This is a genomic window from Streptomyces sp. AV19 (assembly GCF_015999245.1).
Lineage (GTDB): Bacteria > Actinomycetota > Actinomycetes > Streptomycetales > Streptomycetaceae > Streptomyces.
On the sequence record NZ_JAEAMR010000010.1, the window covers coordinates 552,730 to 571,461 of the forward strand.

The window sequence follows — 18,732 nt, forward strand, 5'->3', positions numbered from 1 at the left end:
CGCCGCTCGTCCTCAAACGCCGGACGGGCTGGATCGGCGCGCCCGGGCTGGATATCCGGTGCGGGTGATACCCGGTGGGGGCGATATCCGGTGCGGGCGCGCACTCCAGCCCGTCCGGGGGTTGCTCTCTCCGGGGAGCTTGAGGACGGCGCCCGAAGGGCGCTTCGGGGGTGCAGGGGGCGCAGCCCCCGCCCACCGCGCGAAGCGCGGTTCCAGGGGTCCAGGGGGCGCAGCCCCCGGTCAACGCGGCGCAGCCGCGTTACGGGCCCGGGGGGGGCTTGCCCCGGAAGAAACGGTGAAAGGGCGGGACTGGGGCACAACAACCCCACCCACCCCCACCCCCGCCACCCCACCCAGAAGGGACCCCGAACCCATGACCGAACAACCCCGCCCCACCTCCCACCGCCTCCCCGGCCGCACCGCCGTCGTCACCGGCGCCGCCGGCGGCATCGGTCTCGCGACCGCGCGGCGCCTCGCCGCCGAGGGCGCCCACGTCGTCTGCGCGGACATCGACGACAAGGCGGGCAAGGCCGCCGCCGACGCCGTCGGCGGGCTGTTCGTCAGGGCGGACGTCACCGATCAGGAGCAGGTGGAAGCCCTCTTCCGCGCCGCCCACGACACCTACGGCTCGGTGGACATCGCGTTCAACAACGCCGGCATCTCACCCCCCGAGGACGACTCCATCCTCACCACCACCCTCGACGCCTGGAAGCGCGTCCAGGAGGTCAACCTCACCTCCGTCTACCTCTGCTGCAAGGCCGCCCTGCCGTACATGCGCCGCCAGGGCAAGGGCTCGATCATCAACACCGCCTCCTTCGTCGCCGTGCTCGGCTCGGCCACGTCGCAGATCAGCTACACCGCGTCCAAGGGCGGCGTCCTCGCCCTCTCCCGCGAACTCGGCGTGCAGTTCGCCCGCGACGGCATCCGGGTCAACGCCCTGTGCCCGGGGCCGGTGAACACGCCCCTGCTCAAGGAACTGTTCGCCAAGGACCCGGAACGCGCGGCGCGCCGGCTCGTGCACGTACCCGGCGGCCGGTTCGCCGAGCCCGAGGAGATCGCCGCCGCCGTCGCCTTCCTCGCCAGCGACGACGCGTCGTTCGTGAACGCGGCCGAGTTCCTCGTGGACGGGGGTATCTCCGGGGCTTACGTAACGCCTATGTAAGGTCCATGATCGGACGCCCGGGGCGAGCACCGGCCCCGGCGTCCGATCCGTCCTCACTCATCCCTACGAAGAGCACTAAGAGAACGCATGCGCAAGAAGTACGCCACCGCCGTCGGCTTCGTGATCACCGCAGCCCTCGCCGCCTCGGTCCCCACCGCCACCGCGGCCCCCGCAGCCCCCTCGGCCGCGGCCCGCGCCCACTGTCCCCAGCTGGACAAGAACATCAAGTGGTTCGGCACCAACCGCGCCAAGCTCCAGCGGATGATCGACGAGCGCGGCACCTGCTCCGGCCGGACCGGCGGTCCCCGCCCGGTCGCCGCCTTCGACTGGGACAACACCGTCGTCAAGAACGACATCACGGACGCCACCCTGGCCTGGGCCCTCAAGCACGACAAGATCCTCCGGCCCAAGAGCTGGAAGGACACCAGCAAGTGGCTGACCCCGGCCGCGGACCGGGCGCTGACGAAGGCCTGCGGCACGTCCGTCCCCGTGGGCAAGCCGCTGCGCACCTCGAAGAACGTCCGCTGCGCCGACGAGATCTTCGAGATCCGCGAGAAGTCGAAGACCATGGCCGGTGACGCCGCCTTCGCGGGCAAGTGGAACCACCGCCGCACGGTCCCGGCGTACGCCTGGATCCCCCAGCTGTTCTCCGGCCACACCCCGGCCGCCCTCGGCTCGTTCGCGAGCAAGGCCCGCGCCGAGCAGCTCGCCGCGCCCCTCGGCAGCAAGCAGACCGTCGGCACCCACACCATCGCCGGCTACGTCCGCTACTACGACCAGCAGAAGGACCTGATCCGCACGCTGAAGAAGGCCGGCTTCGACGTCTACATCGTCTCCGCCTCCTCCGAGCCCATCGCCGAGGCGTGGTCCGGCGGCGTCGGCCTCGACAAGGCCCACACCATCGGCATCCGCAGCATCGTCAAGAAGGGCAAGCTGACCCCGGGCATCAAGGGCTGCGGCGACGTCAAGGACGGCATGGGCGAGGCCCTGCCGTACATGGACGGCAAGCGCTGCATGATCAACGAGCACATCTTCAAGATCAAGGGCGCCAAGGCCTGGCAGAAGCAGGACTTCGCCCACCGCATCGCGCTCGGCGCGGGCGACGCCGACACGGACGTCACCTTCGTCGACGACGCGACCGGCGCCCACCTCGCCATCAACCGCAACAAGGCCGAGCTGATGTGCCGCGCCTACGACAACGAGGACGGCCGCTGGGTCGCCAACCCGATGTTCATCGACCCGATGCCGCGCAAGTCGGGCACGTACGCCTGCTCCACGGCGGGCTACACCCGCCCCGACGGCAAGCAGGCACCGCTCCGCCGCCACGACGGCTCGGTCATCCCGGACCAGGCGGACGCCGCCGCCTGAGCCCCGTGCTCCCCGGAACGAAGCCCCGCCGCCCGCGAGGACGGCGGGGCTTCGCGCGCCCCCTAAGATCAACTTCTTGGGACGGGGGCGTGGCACACGAAGGCGAGGAACAAAAGTGAACAAGGCCGGCTCGCTGGCACGGCGCTGCCGTCGCATCACCGACGCGGCCTGGTTCTCCACCCTCGCCTTCGTCCTCATCCTCGCCAACGCCGCCGTCCTGGGCGTGGAGACCTACGCGGGCTTCAAGGCCCGCTACGACGCCCAACTCACCGCCGTCGAGGACGTCTTCCTCGCCGCCTTCGCCGTCGAGACCGCCTTACGGGCCCTCGCCCACGCCGACCGCCCGCGCGAATTCTTCCGCGACCCCTGGAACGTCTTCGACCTCGCCGTCCTCCTCCTCGCCGCGCTTCCCTTCGCGCAGCAGAACGCCACCGCCCTGCGGCTGCTGCGCCTCGCCCGGGTGCTGCGGGCCGCCCGCTTCCTGCCGCAGCTGCGCGTCATCATCGTCGCCGTCGGCAAGAGCCTGCCGGGGACGGTCAGTTTCCTGCTCGTCGGCACGTTGCTGCTGTACGTCTACGCCATGGTCGGCTGGGTCTTCTTCGCCGACGACGATCCGCAGCACTACGGCTCCATCGGCCGGGCGGCGCTGACGCTCTTCCTGCTCATGACCCTGGACGGGCTGGGCGACGCGGTCCGCGGCGGACTGGAGATCTCCCGCTGGAGCATCCTCTACTTCGCCTCGTACGTGCTGCTCGCGTCCTTCGTCCTGGTCAACCTGCTGATCGGGGTCGTCATCCAGTCCCTGGAGGAGGCCCACCGCTCCGAGGCCCGCCGGGAACGGCCGGCCTCGGACACCGAGCTGCTGCACGACCGCATAGCCGCCGCCCGCGCGGCCCTCGACGAACTGGAGGAGGGGCTGGCCGCCGTGGAGCGGGAACGTTCCGGCGGTCGTCAGGAACGGCCCCGCGTGCGCGCGTAGTGGCGGCGGGCGCGGGCGCGGTTGCCGCAGTCGCCCGAGCTGCACCAGCGGCGGGTGCCGCCGCGGCTGCGGTCGAGGAAGAACCAGCCGCAGCCCGGGCCCTCGCAGCGGCGGACGCGGGGGAGCAGGGCCGGGTCCGCGAGGAGTTCCTCCGCCCGGAGGGCCAGGGCGTGCGCCAGGCCGGGCGGCTGCCAGCGCAGGGGGAACGCGGGCGGGGGCGCGGAGTGTTCGCGGGCGCCGCGGACCGCGTCCGCGAGGGCGTGCCACGCCTCCTCCGGCGGCGGCGCGTCGTCCACCAGCGCGTCCAGGACGGGCCACAGGGCCGCGCGCAGCGCGAGGAGGCCAGCGAGGACGTCCCGGTCGGCATCCCGGTCGGCGTTCCGGTCGACGGGCAGTCCGGCCGCCGCCGCCCAGCGCAGCCAGGCGGCGGGGCCGGTCACCCGCTCGGCGCGGCGGTCCGGATCCGTGCGCCAGGCCACGGTGTTGGCGAAATCGAGCACGGGATGTCCGGCGATGGGCGCCACGTCTGCTTCGGGGGTGGTTGTCGGGGTCACTCGTGCATCCTAAATAACTAACGATCAAACGCGGTTATGGGTGTTAGTCTCCGATCATGAACCGTAGCTTCCGAGCCGGCCTCAAGGCCGGATCCGGGCTGGCCGTGGCCACGTTCCTGCTCGCCATCAGCTTCGGGGCGGTCGCCCGGGGGCAGGGGTGGGGGCAACTGGCGCCCGTGTTCTGCTCGTTGGTCGTCTTCTCCGGCTCGGCGCAGTTCGCGCTGGTCGCGACGCTGGGCGCCGGGGGAGGGGCCCTCGCGGCCGTCACCGCCGCCGCGCTCGTCAACAGCCGCTTCCTGCCGATGGGCATCGCCGTCGCCGGCGACCTGCGGGGCGGGCGGCTGCGCCGGGCGCTGGAGGGCCAGGCCGTCGTCGACGGGTCGTGGGCCGCCGCGCACCTCGGCGGCGGGCGGTTCGACCGGCAGCTGCTGTTCGGCGCGACGGTGATCCAGTGGCCCGCGTGGGTCGCGGGCACGGCGCTGGGCGTCGTCCTCGCCCCGGACGCGGAGTTGCTGCACCGCCTCGGGCTCGACGTCCTCACCCCCGCCCTGTTCATGGCCCTGTTGCTCGACGAGGTGCGCGGGACGCGCGCCAACCGGCTGCCCGCCCTGCTCGGTGCGGTGATCGCGGGCGGGCTCGTCCTCGTCCTGCCCACCGGGCCCGCCCTGATCGGCGCGGCGGCCGCCGCGCTCCTCTCCCCGCGGAGGCCCGCGCGATGACCCTCTGGATCGCCATAGGCGCCATAGCCCTGCTCAGCTTCACCTTCAAGGCCGCCGGGCCCGCCGTCCTCGGCGACCGCGAACTGCCCGGCCGTGCGCGGTCGGTGATCGCCATGGTCGCCCCCGCGCTGCTCGCCGGGTTCGTGGTCGTGGACCTCGCCGGGCCCGGCTGGGGAGCCTTCGACCTCACGGTCGTCGCCGGGGTCGCGGCCGTGGTCGTGCTGCGGATGCTGCGGGCGCCGCTGATGGTGGCGATGGCGGGGGCGGTGGTGGTGACGGCGGCGCTGCGGTTCGCGGGGTGATCCCGGTGCGGCGGCCGGCCCGGCGGGCCCGTCCGGGTGAAACTGTGTCAGCTCATGTGACAAATAGGGAAGTCTCCGGCTGAACTCACGCACCCCCGGAGGAACCCCATGTCCCGCTCCCGCAAGGCCGCCGTGCTGACCGCCGTCACCGCGGCCGCCCTCCTCGCCGTTCCCGCCGGCGCCGCCTCCGCCACCGAAGGGCCGCACGGCCGCGACCACGACCGCGGTCACGGTCACGACCGCGGTCACGGTCACGACCGCGGGTACGACCACGACCGCGGGTACGACCACGACCGCGGGTACGGCCACGGTCATGAGCACGGCCACGGACACGGCCACGGTCACGAGCGGGGATACGGGCACGAGCGGGGGTACGACCGCGGGCACGCGGGGGCCTGGGCCGCGCACTCGCCCGGGGTCCTCTCCGGCAACGCCGTGAGCGTGCCGGTCCACATCCCCGTCAACGTGTGCGGGAACAGCATCGACGTCCTCGCGGCGCTCAACCCGAGCCTCGGGAACGTCTGCAAGATCCACTGATCACAGGAACGTGCGGCCCTCGCCCCGGTACGTCGGCACCGTCCCCACCACCGCGTCGTCCTCGACCAGGTGCAACTGCGCGAAGCGCTCGCACAGTTCGCCCGCCTTCGCGTGGCGGAACCACACCTTGTCGCCGATGAGCAGGTCGTCCGCCGCGTGGCCCAGCAGCGGCGTCTGCACCTCGCCCGCCCCCTCCCGCCCGGCCAGGCGCAGCCCCTCCGGGAGGTAGGGCACCGGCAGCCGGTCGGGGCCGGCCGCGCCGGACGCCGGGTAGCCGCCGCCCAGGACGGTCACCACGCCCACGCCCGGGCGGCGGACCACCGGCAGCGCGAACAGGGCGGCGGGCCGGGCCCGGAACGCCGCGTAGTGGTCGAAGAGCCGCGGCGCGAACAGCCCCGAGCCCGCCGCCACTTCGGTGACCGCCGCCTCCGCCGCGGTGTGCTGCACGCTGCCCGTACCGCCGCCGTTGACGAACTCCAGCTCCGCGACCTCCCGCACGGCCCGCACCGCCTCCGCCCGCCGTGCGGCCAGCTCGCGCCGGGCCATGCCCTGCACCGCGCGGACGGCCCGGGAGTACAGCGGCCGCCCCGCCACCGCGTCGGCCACACCCGCCACATGGGCCTCGTACGCCATCAGCCCCACCAGCCGGAAGCCCGGACGGCGGACGACGGCCCGGGCCAGCTCGGCCAGGTGGGCCGGGGCGTGGACGGGGGAGCGGAGCGCCCCCACGCGCACCCGGCCGCCGAGGAGTCTGAGCGAGGTGTCCAACTCCAGGCATATCCGGATCTCCTGGCGCCCCGTCCGGGCACGGTCGATCAGCGAGAGCTGCACCGGATCGTCGACCGTCACCGTGACCGCCCGCGCCAGCCGGGCGTCCGAGGACAGCTCGGCGAAGCCTGCCCGGTCGGCGGACGGATAGGCCAGCAGCACGTCGTCGAAGCCCGAACGCGCCAGCCACAGCGACTCGGCGAGCGTGTGCGTCATCACCCCCGCGAAGCCCCCGTGCTCCAGCACCCGCTCCAACAGCGCCCGGGAACGCACCGACTTGGTGGCCACCCGGACCGGCTTGCCCCCCGCCCTCCGCACCAGGTCCGCGGCGTTGGCGTCGAAGGCCCGCAGATCGGCCACCGCCAGCGGGGCGTCCAGGTGCGCGGTGGCCCGGTCGTAGCGGGCCCGGTCGGTGAAGGGGCCGACGGCGTGTGCGAAGGCGGGCGTCATGGGGCGCAGCCTGCCAGAGCCGATTACCACTGGGTAGAGGTGCGGCGGGCCGCGAATGGCCCCCGCGGGGCGGTCCCCCGTAGAGTGGACGCGGCCCTGCGGGGGGTGCCCGGACGTGAGTTACCGTCCTGCCCCGCGAGGCGTTCTGCAGTGATCTGATCGGGGTTCATCGGCATCGGGCCGGGCGGGGGAGCGCAGGGTGACCACCGAAGCGGAGCGTGTGCGGATGGCCGTGCCCCCGCGCCCCGCGCACCCGCCGGCCACGGCCCCCGCCCCGCCGCCGCGCCGTACGGCGGCCGTCGCCGTCTGCGCCGTCCTCGGCCTCGGGCTGCTCGGCGGCGCCGCCGTGGGCGGCCGGCTCACCGCCCCGCCGTCGAGGACGGCCGCGGAGCTCACGTACGAACGCGGCGGCACGCTCTGGTCGGACGTACCGGTGGACGAACTCTTCCCGCGCAGCGTGCACTCCCCGGACGGCGGGCCCGGCGGCGCGAGCCGCGACTGGCGGCGGCTGGGCGTCGCCCCCGACGGCGACTGCGCGCCGGCCCTCGACCCCGCGCTGGCCCGGGCCCTGGAACCGGCGGGCTGCCGACGCCTGTTGCGCGCCACCTACGCGGACGTCACGTCCACCAACGTCACCACGGTCGGCCTGCTCGTCACCGGCACGGACCGGGCGGGGATGCGCGCCCTGCGCTCCCGCGTCACCGCCGGGCGCCTCGACGAGCGCGCCGACATGCTGCCCCGCCCGTACGCCCCGCCCGGCACCGCCGCCGCCCGCTTCGGCGACGCCCAGCGCGCGACCTGGTGGCTCGCCGTGCGGACCGACCTGCCGCTCGTCGTCTGGTCCGTCACCGGCTTCGCCGACGGGCGGACCGGCACCGCGCTGCAGCCCGCCGCCCGGGCCGTGGTCCCCGGGGCGGCCTCGGACGTCGCCCAGGCCGGACTCGGCCACGAGGCACGGGCGTTGGCCGGCCGGATCGAGTCCGCGTTCCGCGCCGCGGCGGCGCGGCGGTGAGGCGGTCCGTCGCGGCGCTCGCCCTCGCCGCCTGCGTCACGGCCGCCGGTGCCGCGCCCGTCCGCGCCGACGTCATCCGCGCCCAGGAGTGGGCGCTCGACGCCCTCCACGCGCAGGAGGCGTGGCGCACCACCCGGGGCGCGGGCGTCACCGTCGCCGTCCTCGACACCGGGGTGGACGCCACCCACCCGGACCTGCGCGGCCGCGTCCTGCCGGGCAAGGACCTCGTCGGCTTCGGCGCCGAGCGCGGGGACCGCTCGTGGGCGCGGCACGGCACGGCGATGGCCGGGATCGTCGCCGGACGCGGGCACGGGCCGGGGGACGGCGACGGGGTCGTCGGCGTCGCGCCCGAGGCCAGGATCCTGCCGGTGCGGGTGATCCTGGAGGAGGGCGACCCCGCCCGGTCCCGGGCCCGGGGAGCGCGCGGCAGCGCCCTGGCGGAGGGCATCCGCTGGGCGGCGGACCACGGCGCGGACGTTATCAACCTGTCCCTGGGCGACGACAGCGCGAGCGCGCACCCGGATCCGGGCGAGGACGCGGCCGTCCGCTACGCGCTGGCGCGCGGCGCCGTGGTCGTCGCCTCGGCCGGCAACGGGGGCGGGCACGGGGACCGCGTCTCGTACCCCGCCGCGTACCCGGGCGTCATCGCCGTGACCGCCGTCGACCGCTACGGCGGGCGGGCCGCGTTCTCCACGCGGCGGTGGTACGCGACGGTCGCCGCGCCCGGCGTCGACGTCGTCATCGCCGATCCCGACCGGCGCTACTACGAGGGCTGGGGCACGAGCGCCGCGGCGGCCTTCGTCTCCGGCGCCGCGGCGCTGCTGCGCTCCGCGCACCCCGGGCCCAGCCCGGGGTGCGCGGAGCAGCCGCGTTGCCCGCGCGGAGCGCGAAGAAACGGTGAAAGGGCGGGGAGGGGCACCCAGCCCGTCCGGCGCTTGAGGACAATGCGGCGCAGCCGCATTGCGGGGCCCGGGGCGCACCCGCCCCCGGACCGGCCCCCCACCCCCCGATACCCTCACCCCGTGGCCCTCAAGAACATCCCGGACCCCGGTTTCTCCGACGACGACGGCTCCGCCGACCCCGCACTCGCCGAGGCGCTCGCCGCCTGGGCCGCCGCGGAGCCGGGCGCCGAGCCGAAGGTGCTGGCGGCGCTCAAGGGCGCCCGCCTGCTCGTGCCCGTCGTCGCCATCCTCGGCGAGGCCGAGACCGGCCCGGACGGGCTGAAGCGCGAGAAGAGCAGCGACATGGCCGTACCGACGCTGCAGGCCCCGGACGGACGCCGCGCGCTGCCCGCCTTCACGTCCCTGGAGACCCTCGCCCGCTGGCGCGCCGACGCCCGCCCCGTGGCCGTCCCCCTGCACCAGGCCCTCCAGGCCGCCGCCCACGAGAAGGCGGACACGATCGTGCTGGATCTGGCGGGTCCCGTCACCTATCCGCTGACCGGTCCGGCCCTGCTCGCCCTCGCCGAGGGCCGCACCACCGCCGACCCGCTCGCGGACCCGTCCGTCACGGACGCGCTGCGCGGCGTGCTGGCGGCCGAGGAGGGCGTCGTCCGGGCCCACCTCGTCCCCGCGCAGGACGCGGACGGGACGCTGGCGCTGGGGCTGGCGGACGGCGCCGCCCCCGCCGAGGTGGCGCAGCGCGTCGCCGGCGCGCTCGCGGCCGACGAGGTGCTGCGCGCCCGTCTGGTGCGCGGCCTGGACCTGGCCCTGCTGCAGCCCGGCGCCCAGGTGCCCGGCGAGCCACTGTTCACCCGCTGAACAGGCGCCCCGGGAAGGACCGTCCGACAATGCGAGGAAGGTCCACGAGATCCCCGGGAGGACGCCATGGACGCCAGGCTGGACCCCCTCAAGCTTGACCCCGTGGAGACGCGGACGGTGGCGGCCGAGTTCCTCGGCACGCTGTTGTTCGTCTTCTTCGCCGTAGGGTCCGCCGTCCTCGCGGCGGACTACATCGGCGCCCTGGGCATCGCCCTGGCCTTCGGGTTCACCCTCCTGGCCCTGAGCTACGCGCTGGGCCCGATCTCGGGGTCGCATTTCAATCCCGCGGTGACGCTGGCCATGCTGCTGGAGGGCCGGATCGCGCTGCGCACGGCGATCGAGTACTGGGTCGCGCAGTTCGTGGGCGCCATCGTCGGCGCGGCGCTGCTGCTCCTGCTGGCCAAGCAGGTGCCGGGGCTGAGCGTGGAGGGGACCTTCGGGACCAACGGGTTCGGGGACCGCTCGGCGGTGCACATCAACACCGGCGGCGCGTTCCTCGCCGAGGTCGTCCTGACCTTCCTGCTGGTGTTCGTGTGGCTCGCGGTGACGCACAAGGTCGCCGTGGTCGGCTTCGGCCCGCTGGCCCTCGGCTTCGTCCTGGCGGTGATCCACCTCGTCGGCGTCCCGCTGACCGGCGCCTCCGTGAACCCGGCCCGGAGCCTGGGCCCGGCCGTTTTCGCGGGCGGCACCGCCTTCTCCCAGGTGTGGCTGTTCATCGTCGCGCCGCTGATCGGCGCCGTGCTGGCGACCTTCGCCCACCAGGTCGTCCAGCCGCACGGCGCGCCCGTGCTGATCGCGGACGAGCGCGCCCTGGGCGGTCACCGGGCGGCGGAGGCCCCGCCGGCGCCCGGTGAGCCGGAGCCTCCGGCTCAGGAGCGGTAGGCGCTCCGCCGGGTGTGCGGTCAGGCTGCCCTGGATGTGCGGTCGGCCGGCAGCGGGCCGTCCGCGGCCGGTCGCGCCCACCCGGCGGAGCCGCACATGAACCGCCCCCCGCCCCTGACGACCCGCTGAGGCCTCAGCCGAAGACGGGCCCGGTGTACTTCTCGCCGGGCCCCTGCCCCGGCTCGTCCGGCACGACCGACGCCTCCCGGAAGGCCAGCTGGAGCGACTTGAGCCCGTCGCGCAGCGGACCCGCGTGGAAGTTGCTGATCTCCGTCGCGCTCGCGGTGACCAGACCGGCGAGCGCGGTGATCAGCTTGCGCGCCTCGTCCAGATCCTTGTGCTGGTCGCCCTCCTCGGCCAGGCCGAGGTTGACGGCGGCCGAGCTCATCAGGTGGACGGCCACCGTGGTGATCACCTCGACCGCCGGGACGTCGGCGATGTCGCGGGTCATGGTGTCGAAGTCGGGGGCCTGCCCGGGAGCCTGCTCCTGGGCCTGGTCAGGGGAGTTGGGGTCACTCATGGGCGACACGATACGTGCCGGTGGAGAATCGGTTTGTCATGGGTTCGCACCCCTGCTCCCCGGCTGGTAAAGTGGGGGATCGACCGGTCGGTCATTCACGTGTCCGACCCACAAGTGGAGGCTCCGCTCTCCCACCTCGCCGGCTTCGGGCCGGCAGGTCTCCGGTCAGACGGTCCCCATCGTTCCGTACGGACGATGGAGCCGTCCGAGATGCGCCCCGCGGTTCACCGTGGTGGTGCTCCGGTTGCTTGGAGCCCCGCCTGTGTCCCGTCCGGGGCATTTTTCATGCGGTAAATGAAAAATGCCCGGCGCGGTTGGTCTTTACGAAACGTTACGCGGCAGCCCGCCAGGCGGCCGTGTGGTGCTACCGAGGAGGATCCATCAGCGCCGAGCCCCGCATCAACGACCGGATTCGCGTTCCCGAGGTGCGACTTGTCGGTCCCAGTGGCGAGCAGGTCGGCATCGTGCCGCTTGCCAAGGCACTGGAGCTTGCGCAGGAGTACGACCTCGACCTGGTCGAGGTGGCGGCCAACGCCCGCCCGCCGGTCTGCAAGCTCATGGACTACGGGAAGTTCAAGTACGAGTCGGCCATGAAGGCCCGTGAGGCGCGCAAGAACCAGGCGCACACGGTCATCAAGGAGATGAAGCTCCGGCCGAAGATCGACCCGCACGACTACGACACCAAGAAGGGTCACGTCGTCCGGTTCCTCAAGCAGGGCGACAAGGTCAAGATCACGATCATGTTCCGTGGTCGCGAGCAGTCCCGGCCCGAGCTGGGCTACCGACTGCTGCAGCGGCTCGCGGAAGACGTCCAGGACCTGGGTTTCGTGGAGTCGAACCCCAAGCAGGACGGCCGCAACATGATCATGGTCCTCGGTCCGCACAAGAAGAAGACCGAGGCGATGGCCGAAGCCCGCGAGGCGCAGGCGGCCCGCAAGGCCGAGCGTCAGGGCACTTCCGGCGCGGACGCCGAGGAGCCCGCAGAGGCGTGATCCCGGGGCGCTCGCGCCCCGGTTCACCCGGGGCCCCGGCCCCGGACACCAAACGAACACAGCTGACGCTCCCGTGCGCCCGCACCACGGGCGGGGAGCGCCACCGACGAGGAGATACGGCGCATGCCGAAGAACAAGACGCACAGCGGTGCCAGCAAGCGCTTCAAGGTCACCGGCTCCGGCAAGGTCCTGCGCGAGCGCGCCGGCAAGCGCCACCTGCTCGAGCACAAGTCGTCCCGTGTGACGCGTCGCCTCACCGGCAACGCCGAGATGGCCCCGGGCGACGCCGCGAAGATCAAGAAGCTTCTCGGCAAGTGAGTCCGGGCGCGCACAGCGCCCGACTCCCGACCGGGACCCAATCGTTTCCGGGTCGTGTGAGAATCAACCACGGCCCCGCTACAAGGAGTTAACAAGTGGCACGCGTCAAGCGCGCAGTCAACGCGCACAAGAAGCGCCGGGCGATCCTGGAGCAGGCCAGCGGTTACCGCGGCCAGCGGTCGCGCCTGTACCGCAAGGCCAAGGAGCAGGTCACCCACTCCCTGGTCTACAACTACAACGACCGCAAGAAGCGCAAGGGCGACTTCCGTCAGCTGTGGATCCAGCGCATCAACGCCGCTGCCCGCCAGAACGGCATGACCTACAACCGCCTCATCCAGGGTCTGAAGGCCGCCAACATCGAGGTGGACCGCAAGATCCTGGCCGAGCTCGCGGTCAACGACATGAACGCGTTCGCCGCGCTCGTCGAGGTCGCCCAGAAGGCGCTGCCGGCCGACGTCAACGCGCCGAAGGCCGCTGCCTGAGCCACCGAGCCGTAAGGCTTCCGACCGGACCCGCAGGCCCTCGGCCTGCGGGTCCGGCCGTTGTACGGACCGTCCCAGGAAACGAATCGAGCCACCGCCACATGGGCACCCCCGAGCTGATCTCCCCCCGTTCCCCCCGCGTCGTCGCCGCCCGGCGGCTGGCCAAGCGGAGCTTCCGGGTCAAGGAGCGGCGCTTCATCGCGGAGGGCCCGCAGGCCGTGCGCGAGGCGATCGAGCACCGCTGCGGCGGCCGGCCCACGCTGCTGGAGCTCTTCGCGACCGTGGACGCCGCCGAGCGGCACGCGGAGATCGTCGGCGCGGCGCTGGCGGCCGGCGTCCCGGTGCATCTCGCGTCGGACGCCGTGGTCGCCGACCTCTCGCAGACCGTGACCCCGCAGGGCCTGGTCGGCGTCTGCCGCTTCCTGGACAGCCCCTTCGAGGAGATCCTGGCCGCCCGGCCGCGGCTGGTCGCCGTCCTCGCCCACGTGCGCGACCCCGGCAACGCCGGCACGGTGCTGCGCTGCGCGGACGCCGCCGGCGCGGACGCGGTCGTGCTCACCGACGCCTCGGTCGACCTCTACAACCCCAAGTCGGTGCGGGCCTCGGTGGGCTCCCTGTTCCACCTGCCGGTCGCCGTCGGCGTCCCCGTCGAGCAGGCCGTGCGCGGCCTGCGGGAGGCCGGGGTGCGGATCCTGGCCGCCGACGGCGCGGGCGAGCGCGACCTGGACGCCGAACTGGACCGCGGCGCCATGGGCGGCCCCACCGCCTGGGTCTTCGGCAACGAGGCCTGGGGGCTGCCGGAGGAGACCCGCGCGCTGGCGGACGAGGTGGTGCGCGTGCCCATCCACGGCAAGGCCGAGAGCCTCAACCTCGCCACGGCCGCGGCCGTGTGCCTGTACGCCTCGGCCCGTGCGCAGCGCGCGTCCGGAGGGTGCCGCTCTGTTACCTCCAGCTAGTAGGGTGACGCACCTGGGGCTCAGGAGGGGGCGTCGGGTGTGAGTGGGACAACTGCCGTGGGCTCCGCGTCCGGAGCCGCCGTCGCCGTCGACGGCGCGGGCGGCGTGCTGCACCCCGACGACCTGCCCGACGGCCTGGTCGTCGCCGACGCGTCCGGCCGCGTGGTCTGCTTCAACGCCGCGGCCGCCCGCATCACCGCCCTGCCGGCGGACGAGGCGCTCGGCCGCCCGCTGGAGAGCGCCCTGCCGCTGGAGGACCTGGACGGACGCCGCTGGTGGCGGCTGACCGAGCCCTACGGCGGGCTCTCCACCCGCACCGGCCAGCCGGAGTGCAACCTGCTGCTGCCCGGCGGCCGCGAGGTGCTGGTCTCGGCCCGCTACGTGCGCGAGCGGCCCGGCGGCCCGGTGGTGCGGCTCGTCGTCCAGCTGCGCGGCACCGAGGCGCGCCGGCGCACCGAGCGCAGCCACGCCGAGCTGATCGCCACCGTCGCCCACGAGCTGCGCTCGCCGCTGACCTCCGTCAAGGGCTTCACGGCCACGCTGCTGGCCAAGTGGGAGCGGTTCACCGACGACCAGAAGCGGCTGATGCTTCAGACCGTGGACGCCGACGCGGACCGGGTCACCCGGCTGATCGCCGAGCTGCTGGACATCTCCCGCATCGACTCCGGCCGCCTGGAGGTGCGCCGCCAGCCGGTCGACATGGCCGGGGCCGTGCGCCGGCACGTCGCGGCGCAGACGGCCCGCGGGCAGCGGCCCGACCGTTTCGTGATCGAGGTGGTGGAACCGCTGCCGCCGCTGTGGGCCGATCCCGACAAGATCGACCAGGTGCTCGGCAACCTCCTGGAAAACGCGGTGCGCCACGGCGGCGGAACCGTCACCATGGAGGTGGCACCGGCCGTCACGAGCGCCGGCACGGAAGGAACGGCGGTCACCGTGAGCGATGAGGGTCCCGGCATCCCGGAGGGGGCCATGACCCGCGTCTTCACCCGCTTCTGGCGGGGCAGCAAGCGCGGCGGCACCGGCCTGGGCCTGTACATCGTCAAGGGCATCGTCGAGGCCCACGGCGGGACGATCACCGTCGGACGGGCCGACCGCGGCGGCGCCCGGTTCCGATTTACGCTGCCCGTGGGCGCCCCGGCTTTCCTCACGCAGGGCTGAGCCGCCGGGCCCTCGGGCTCATCACCACCCCCACGCCCCTTAGACTCGACCTTTGGCACGTTTATGGCACCAAGTCGTCCGGGCGAGAAGCCGCGCGGCATCACCGCCGCGGTCCATGCCAGCCAGTCGGAAGCACGGGAAGAGATGTCGGCACCCAACAAGTCGTACGACCCTGTCGAGGTCGAGGCACTGAAACCGGAAGAGATCGAGCGCATGCGGGACGAGGCGCTCGCCGCCTTCGCCGCGGCCGCCGACCTCGACGCCCTGCGGGAGGCGAAGACCGCCCACACCGGCGACCGCTCCCCGCTCGCCCTCGCCAACCGCGAGATCGGCGCCCTGCCGCCGCAGGCCAAGGCCGACGCCGGCAAGCGCGTGGGCATGGCCCGCGGTGCCGTGAACAAGGCGTTCGCCGCCCGCCAGACCGAGCTGGAGGCGGAGCGCGACGCCCGTGTGCTGGTCGAGGAGGCGGTGGACGTCACCCTGCCGTACGACCGCGTGCCGGCCGGTGCCCGCCACCCGCTGACCACGTTCATGGAGCGCGTCGAGGACGTCTTCGTCGCCATGGGCTACGAGGTCGCCGAGGGCCCCGAGGTCGAGGCCGAGTGGTTCAACTTCGACGCCCTCAACTTCGAGCCGGACCACCCGGCCCGCGCCATGCAGGACACCTTCTTCGTGGCCGGCCCCAAGAAGACCGAGTCCGGCGTCGTGCTGCGCACCCACACCTCCCCGGTGCAGGTCCGCTCGATGCTCGACCGCGAGCCCCCCGTCTACGTGGTGTGCCCCGGCCGCGTCTACCGCACGGACGAGCTGGACGCCACCCACACCCCGGTCTTCCACCAGATCGAGCTCCTCGCCATCGACGAGGGCCTGACCATGGCGGACCTCAAGGGCACCCTCGAGCACATGGTGGGCGCGCTGTTCGGCGAGGGCCTGAAGACCCGGCTGCGTCCCGCCTACTTCCCGTTCACCGAGCCGTCCGCCGAGCTGGACATGCAGTGCTTCGTGTGCCGCGGGGAGTCCGCCGGCAATCCGGAGCGCCCCTGCCGCACCTGCTCCAGCGAGGGCTGGATCGAGCTGGGCGGCTGCGGCATGGTCAACCCCCGGGTGCTCGTCGCCGCGGGCATCGACCCGGAGAAGTACAGCGGATTCGCCTTCGGGTTCGGCATCGAGCGGATGCTGATGTTCCGCCACAACGTCGAGGACATGCGAGACATGGTCGAGGGTGACGTGCGCTTCACCCGGCCGTTCGGGATGGAGATCTGATGCGCGCCCCGCTTTCCTGGCTGCGGGAATACGTCGACCTGCCGGCCGGTGAGACCGGCCGCGACGTGCAGGCCAAGCTCATCGCCGCCGGCCTGGAGGTCGAGCGCGTCGAGCACCTCGGCGCCGACCTCACCGGCCCGCTGGCCGTCGGCAAGGTCCTCACCATCGAGGAGCTGGAGGGCTTCCGCAAGCCGATCCGCTTCTGCACCGTCGACGTCGGCACCGCCAACGGCACCGGCGAGCCGCAGGAGATCGTCTGCGGCGCCCGCAACTTCGCCGTCGGCGACAAGGTCGTCGTGGCCCTGCCCGGCGCCGTCCTCCCCGGCGACTTCGCCATCGCCGAGCGCAAGACCTACGGCAAGGTCTCGCGCGGCATGATCTGCTCCGGCGACGAGCTGGGCATGGGCGACGACGGCACGCACGGCATCATCGTGCTGCCGCCCGAGGCCGAGGTCGGCAGCGACGCGATCGAGCTGCTCGAACTGCGCGACGACGTCCTCGACATCGCCGTCACCCCCGACCGCGGCTACTGCCTCTCCATGCGCGGCATCGCCCGCGAGGCCGCCACCGCCTACGGGCTCCCGCTGCGCGACCCGGCCCTGCTGGACGTGCCCGCGCCCAACTCGTACGGCTACCCGGTCTCCGTCGCCGACCCGGCCGGCTGCGACCGCTTCACCGCCCGCACCGTCACCGGCCTCGACCCCGAGGCGCGCTCGCCGATCTGGCTCCAGCGCCGGCTGCAGAAGGCCGGCATGCGCCCGGTCTCCCTCACCGTCGACGTCACCAACTACGTGATGCTCGAGCTGGGCCAGCCGCTGCACGCCTACGACCGCTCCCGCGTCGCCGGCACCATCGGCGTCCGCCGCGCCGAGGCCGGCGAGAAGCTGACCACCCTCGACGGCACCAAGCGCGTCCTGGACGCCGAGGACCTGGTCATCACCGACGACAACGGCCCCATCGGCCTCGCCGGTGTCATGGGCGGCGCCACCACCGAGATCGCCGGCGCCGCCGAGGGCGGCAGCGCCGAGGTCGTCATCGAGGCCGCGCACTTCGGCGCCGTCGCCATCGCCCGCACCGCCCGCCGCCACAAGCTGTCCTCCGAGGCGTCCAAGCGCTTCGAGCGCGGCGTGGACCCGCAGGCGACCTCCGCCGCCGCGCAGCGCACCGTCGACCTGCTGGTGCTGCTCGCCGGGGGCACCCCCGAGGCCGGCGTCACCGAGTTCGCGGCCCCCGGCGCCCCGCGCTCCATCCCGCTGCGCGCCGACCACCCCGACAAGGTGGCCGGTGTGGAGTACGGGCGGGAGACCGTCGTGCGCCGCCTCCAGGAGGTCGGCTGCGACGTCTACGGGCAGGACGAGCTGATCGTCACCGTGCCCAGCTGGCGCCCCGACCTCACCGACCCCAACGACCTCGCCGAGGAGGTCATCCGGCTGGAGGGCTACGAGAACCTGCCCTCCACCCTGCCCAAGCCGCCCGCCGGCCGCGGTCTGACCGCGCGCCAGCGGCTGCACCGCCGGGTCGGCCGCGCGCTGGCCGGCGCCGGCTACGTCGAGGCCCCCAGCTACCCGTTCATCGGCGACTGGGCCCTGGACCACCTGGGCCTGGAGGCCGACGACCCGCGCCGCCTGACCGTGCGCCTGCTCAACCCCCTCTCCGAGGCCGAGCCGGCGCTGCGCACCACGCTGCTGCCGGGGCTGTTCGCCGCGCTGCGCCGCAACGACAGCCGGGGCGAGCACGACCTGGCGCTCTTCGAGACCGGCCTGGTCTTCCGGCCGACCGGCGAGGAGCTCCCGGCCACCCGTCTGCCGGTGGACCGCCGGCCCACCGACGAGGAGATCGCCGGGCTGGACGCCGCGCTGCCGCACCAGCCGCGCCGCGCCGCCGTCGTCCTGGCCGGGGCCCGCGAGCGCACCGGCTGGTGGGGCCAGGGCCGCCCGGCCGGCTGGGCGGACGCCGTCGAGGCCGGCCGCGCCGTGGCCCGCGAGGCCGGCGTCGAGCTGATCGTCCGCCAGGACCAGACCGCGCCGTTCCACCCGGGCCGCTGCGCCGCGCTGCTCGCCGTGATCGACGGCGAGGAGGTGCTCGTGGGCAGCGCCGGCGAGCTCCACCCGCGCGTCATCAAGGCGTTCGGCCTGCCCGAGCGCACCTGCGCGATGGAGATCGAGCTGGACCGCCTGGAGCGGGCCGGCGGCGGCGCCGTCGAGGCCCCGCACGTCTCCTCCTTCCCGGTGGCCACGCAGGACGTCGCGCTCGTCGTGGACGGCTCGGTGCCGGCCGGTGACGTCGAGGCGGCGCTGCGGGCCGGTGCCGGTGAACTGCTCGAGTCGCTGCGGCTGTTCGACGTCTTCACCGGTGAGCAGCTGGGCGAGGGGAAGAAGTCGCTGGCGTATGCGCTGCGGTTCCGTGCCGACGACCGGACGCTGACCGCCGACGAGGCGTCGGCCGCGCGTGACGCGGCCGTGGCTGTCGCGGTCGAGCGGACGGGGGCGGTGCTGCGGGGCGCGTAGCCGCCTTTGCGGTACGTGGAGTTGGGGCGCCCCGGTTTTGTGC

At 73.9% G+C, this 18,732-nt stretch carries 19 protein-coding genes; 16 read left to right on the forward strand and 3 right to left on the reverse strand.

The features are described 5' to 3' along the window. Positions 1-373 precede the first annotated feature (373 nt). From I5Q34_RS20935 to I5Q34_RS20945, 3 genes are all read left to right on the forward strand, one after another. Positions 374-1,162: a 3-oxoacyl-ACP reductase gene (locus tag I5Q34_RS20935; RefSeq protein ID WP_199893849.1), complete on the forward strand. Its 789-nt coding sequence runs from the start codon at positions 374-376 to the stop codon at positions 1,160-1,162. Positions 1,163-1,249: 87 nt separating this feature from the next. Beyond that, a complete protein-coding gene (locus I5Q34_RS20940) occupies positions 1,250-2,530 on the forward strand; it encodes a haloacid dehalogenase-like hydrolase (protein WP_199893850.1) in 1,281 nt (426 codons plus the stop codon). Between the two features lie 115 nt (positions 2,531-2,645). Continuing rightward, complete coding sequence (locus tag I5Q34_RS20945; RefSeq protein WP_199893851.1) at positions 2,646-3,509, forward strand: ion transporter; 864 nt, start codon at positions 2,646-2,648, stop codon at positions 3,507-3,509. Here I5Q34_RS20945 and I5Q34_RS35840 read toward each other — a convergent pair. Continuing rightward, positions 3,482-4,063, reverse strand: a complete 582-nt coding sequence (locus I5Q34_RS35840) for a CGNR zinc finger domain-containing protein (RefSeq protein ID WP_277965376.1) — start codon at positions 4,061-4,063, stop codon at positions 3,482-3,484. The genes I5Q34_RS20945 and I5Q34_RS35840 overlap by 28 nt on opposite strands. Before the next feature lie 56 nt (positions 4,064-4,119). Between I5Q34_RS35840 and I5Q34_RS20955 the strand changes: the two genes are divergently transcribed. The 3 genes from I5Q34_RS20955 (at position 4,120) to I5Q34_RS35845 (ending at position 5,621) form a co-directional block, all read left to right on the forward strand. Beyond that, positions 4,120-4,782: an AzlC family ABC transporter permease gene (locus I5Q34_RS20955; protein WP_199893852.1), complete on the forward strand. Its 663-nt coding sequence runs from the start codon at positions 4,120-4,122 to the stop codon at positions 4,780-4,782. Then, a complete protein-coding gene (locus I5Q34_RS20960; protein WP_199893853.1) occupies positions 4,779-5,084 on the forward strand; it encodes an AzlD domain-containing protein in 306 nt (101 codons plus the stop codon). Before I5Q34_RS20955 ends, I5Q34_RS20960 begins: the two co-directional genes overlap by 4 nt. Positions 5,085-5,192: 108 nt before the next feature. Beyond that, positions 5,193-5,621 (forward strand): chaplin, encoded by a 429-nt coding sequence (locus I5Q34_RS35845; protein ID WP_199893854.1) that lies wholly within the window; start codon positions 5,193-5,195, stop codon positions 5,619-5,621. Here I5Q34_RS35845 and I5Q34_RS20970 read toward each other — a convergent pair whose 3' ends face one another. Beyond that, positions 5,622-6,839, reverse strand: coding sequence for an alanine racemase (locus I5Q34_RS20970; RefSeq protein ID WP_199893855.1), 1,218 nt, complete (start codon positions 6,837-6,839; stop codon positions 5,622-5,624). Positions 6,840-7,038: 199 nt separating this feature from the next. Here I5Q34_RS20970 and I5Q34_RS20975 point away from each other — a divergent pair, with 199 nt between their 5' ends. The 3 genes from I5Q34_RS20975 to I5Q34_RS20985 all read left to right on the forward strand — a co-directional run bounded on the left by I5Q34_RS20975 (position 7,039) and on the right by I5Q34_RS20985 (position 10,493). Beyond that, entirely contained in the window at positions 7,039-7,851 is an 813-nt protein-coding gene (locus tag I5Q34_RS20975) for a hypothetical protein (protein ID WP_199893856.1), read from the forward strand. Then, positions 7,848-9,611, forward strand: a complete 1,764-nt coding sequence (locus I5Q34_RS36100) for a S8 family serine peptidase (RefSeq protein ID WP_199893857.1) — start codon at positions 7,848-7,850, stop codon at positions 9,609-9,611. Before I5Q34_RS20975 ends, I5Q34_RS36100 begins: the two co-directional genes overlap by 4 nt. Positions 9,612-9,677: 66 nt before the next feature. Next, positions 9,678-10,493: an MIP family channel protein gene (locus tag I5Q34_RS20985; RefSeq protein ID WP_199893858.1), complete on the forward strand. Its 816-nt coding sequence runs from the start codon at positions 9,678-9,680 to the stop codon at positions 10,491-10,493. 133 nt (positions 10,494-10,626) lie between these two features. On the opposite strand, the gene I5Q34_RS20990 is transcribed toward I5Q34_RS20985, so the two are convergent. Further along, a complete protein-coding gene (locus tag I5Q34_RS20990; protein ID WP_199893859.1) occupies positions 10,627-11,013 on the reverse strand; it encodes a DUF1844 domain-containing protein in 387 nt (128 codons plus the stop codon). 356 nt (positions 11,014-11,369) lie between these two features. Here I5Q34_RS20990 and infC point away from each other — a divergent pair, with 356 nt between their 5' ends. The 7 genes from infC (at position 11,370) to pheT (ending at position 18,689) form a co-directional block, all read left to right on the forward strand. Beyond that, positions 11,370-12,005 carry a translation initiation factor IF-3 gene (infC, locus tag I5Q34_RS20995; RefSeq protein ID WP_199894294.1) on the forward strand — a complete coding sequence of 212 codons (636 nt, stop codon included), beginning with the start codon at positions 11,370-11,372 and terminating at the stop codon, positions 12,003-12,005. A gap of 123 nt (positions 12,006-12,128) precedes the next feature. Beyond that, the gene (gene rpmI / locus I5Q34_RS21000; protein ID WP_016576627.1) at positions 12,129-12,323 is read left to right on the forward strand and encodes a 50S ribosomal protein L35; all 195 of its coding nucleotides are present in this window, start codon (positions 12,129-12,131) and stop codon (positions 12,321-12,323) included. A gap of 95 nt (positions 12,324-12,418) precedes the next feature. Then, positions 12,419-12,805 (forward strand): 50S ribosomal protein L20, encoded by a 387-nt coding sequence (gene rplT / locus I5Q34_RS21005; protein ID WP_004944290.1) that lies wholly within the window; start codon positions 12,419-12,421, stop codon positions 12,803-12,805. A 101-nt stretch (positions 12,806-12,906) separates the two neighbouring features. After that, complete coding sequence (locus I5Q34_RS21010) at positions 12,907-13,761, forward strand: RNA methyltransferase (protein ID WP_199893860.1); 855 nt, start codon at positions 12,907-12,909, stop codon at positions 13,759-13,761. A gap of 57 nt (positions 13,762-13,818) precedes the next feature. After that, complete coding sequence (locus I5Q34_RS21015; protein ID WP_277965508.1) at positions 13,819-14,919, forward strand: ATP-binding protein; 1,101 nt, start codon at positions 13,819-13,821, stop codon at positions 14,917-14,919. Between the two features lie 144 nt (positions 14,920-15,063). Further along, positions 15,064-16,182, forward strand: coding sequence for a phenylalanine--tRNA ligase subunit alpha (gene pheS / locus I5Q34_RS21020; RefSeq protein ID WP_199894295.1), 1,119 nt, complete (start codon positions 15,064-15,066; stop codon positions 16,180-16,182). Further along, on the forward strand, positions 16,182-18,689 hold the full coding sequence (gene pheT / locus I5Q34_RS21025; RefSeq protein WP_199893862.1) for a phenylalanine--tRNA ligase subunit beta: 2,508 nt from the start codon (positions 16,182-16,184) through the stop codon (positions 18,687-18,689). The genes pheS and pheT overlap by 1 nt, the downstream gene beginning before the upstream one ends. Positions 18,690-18,732: the final 43 nt, after the last annotated feature.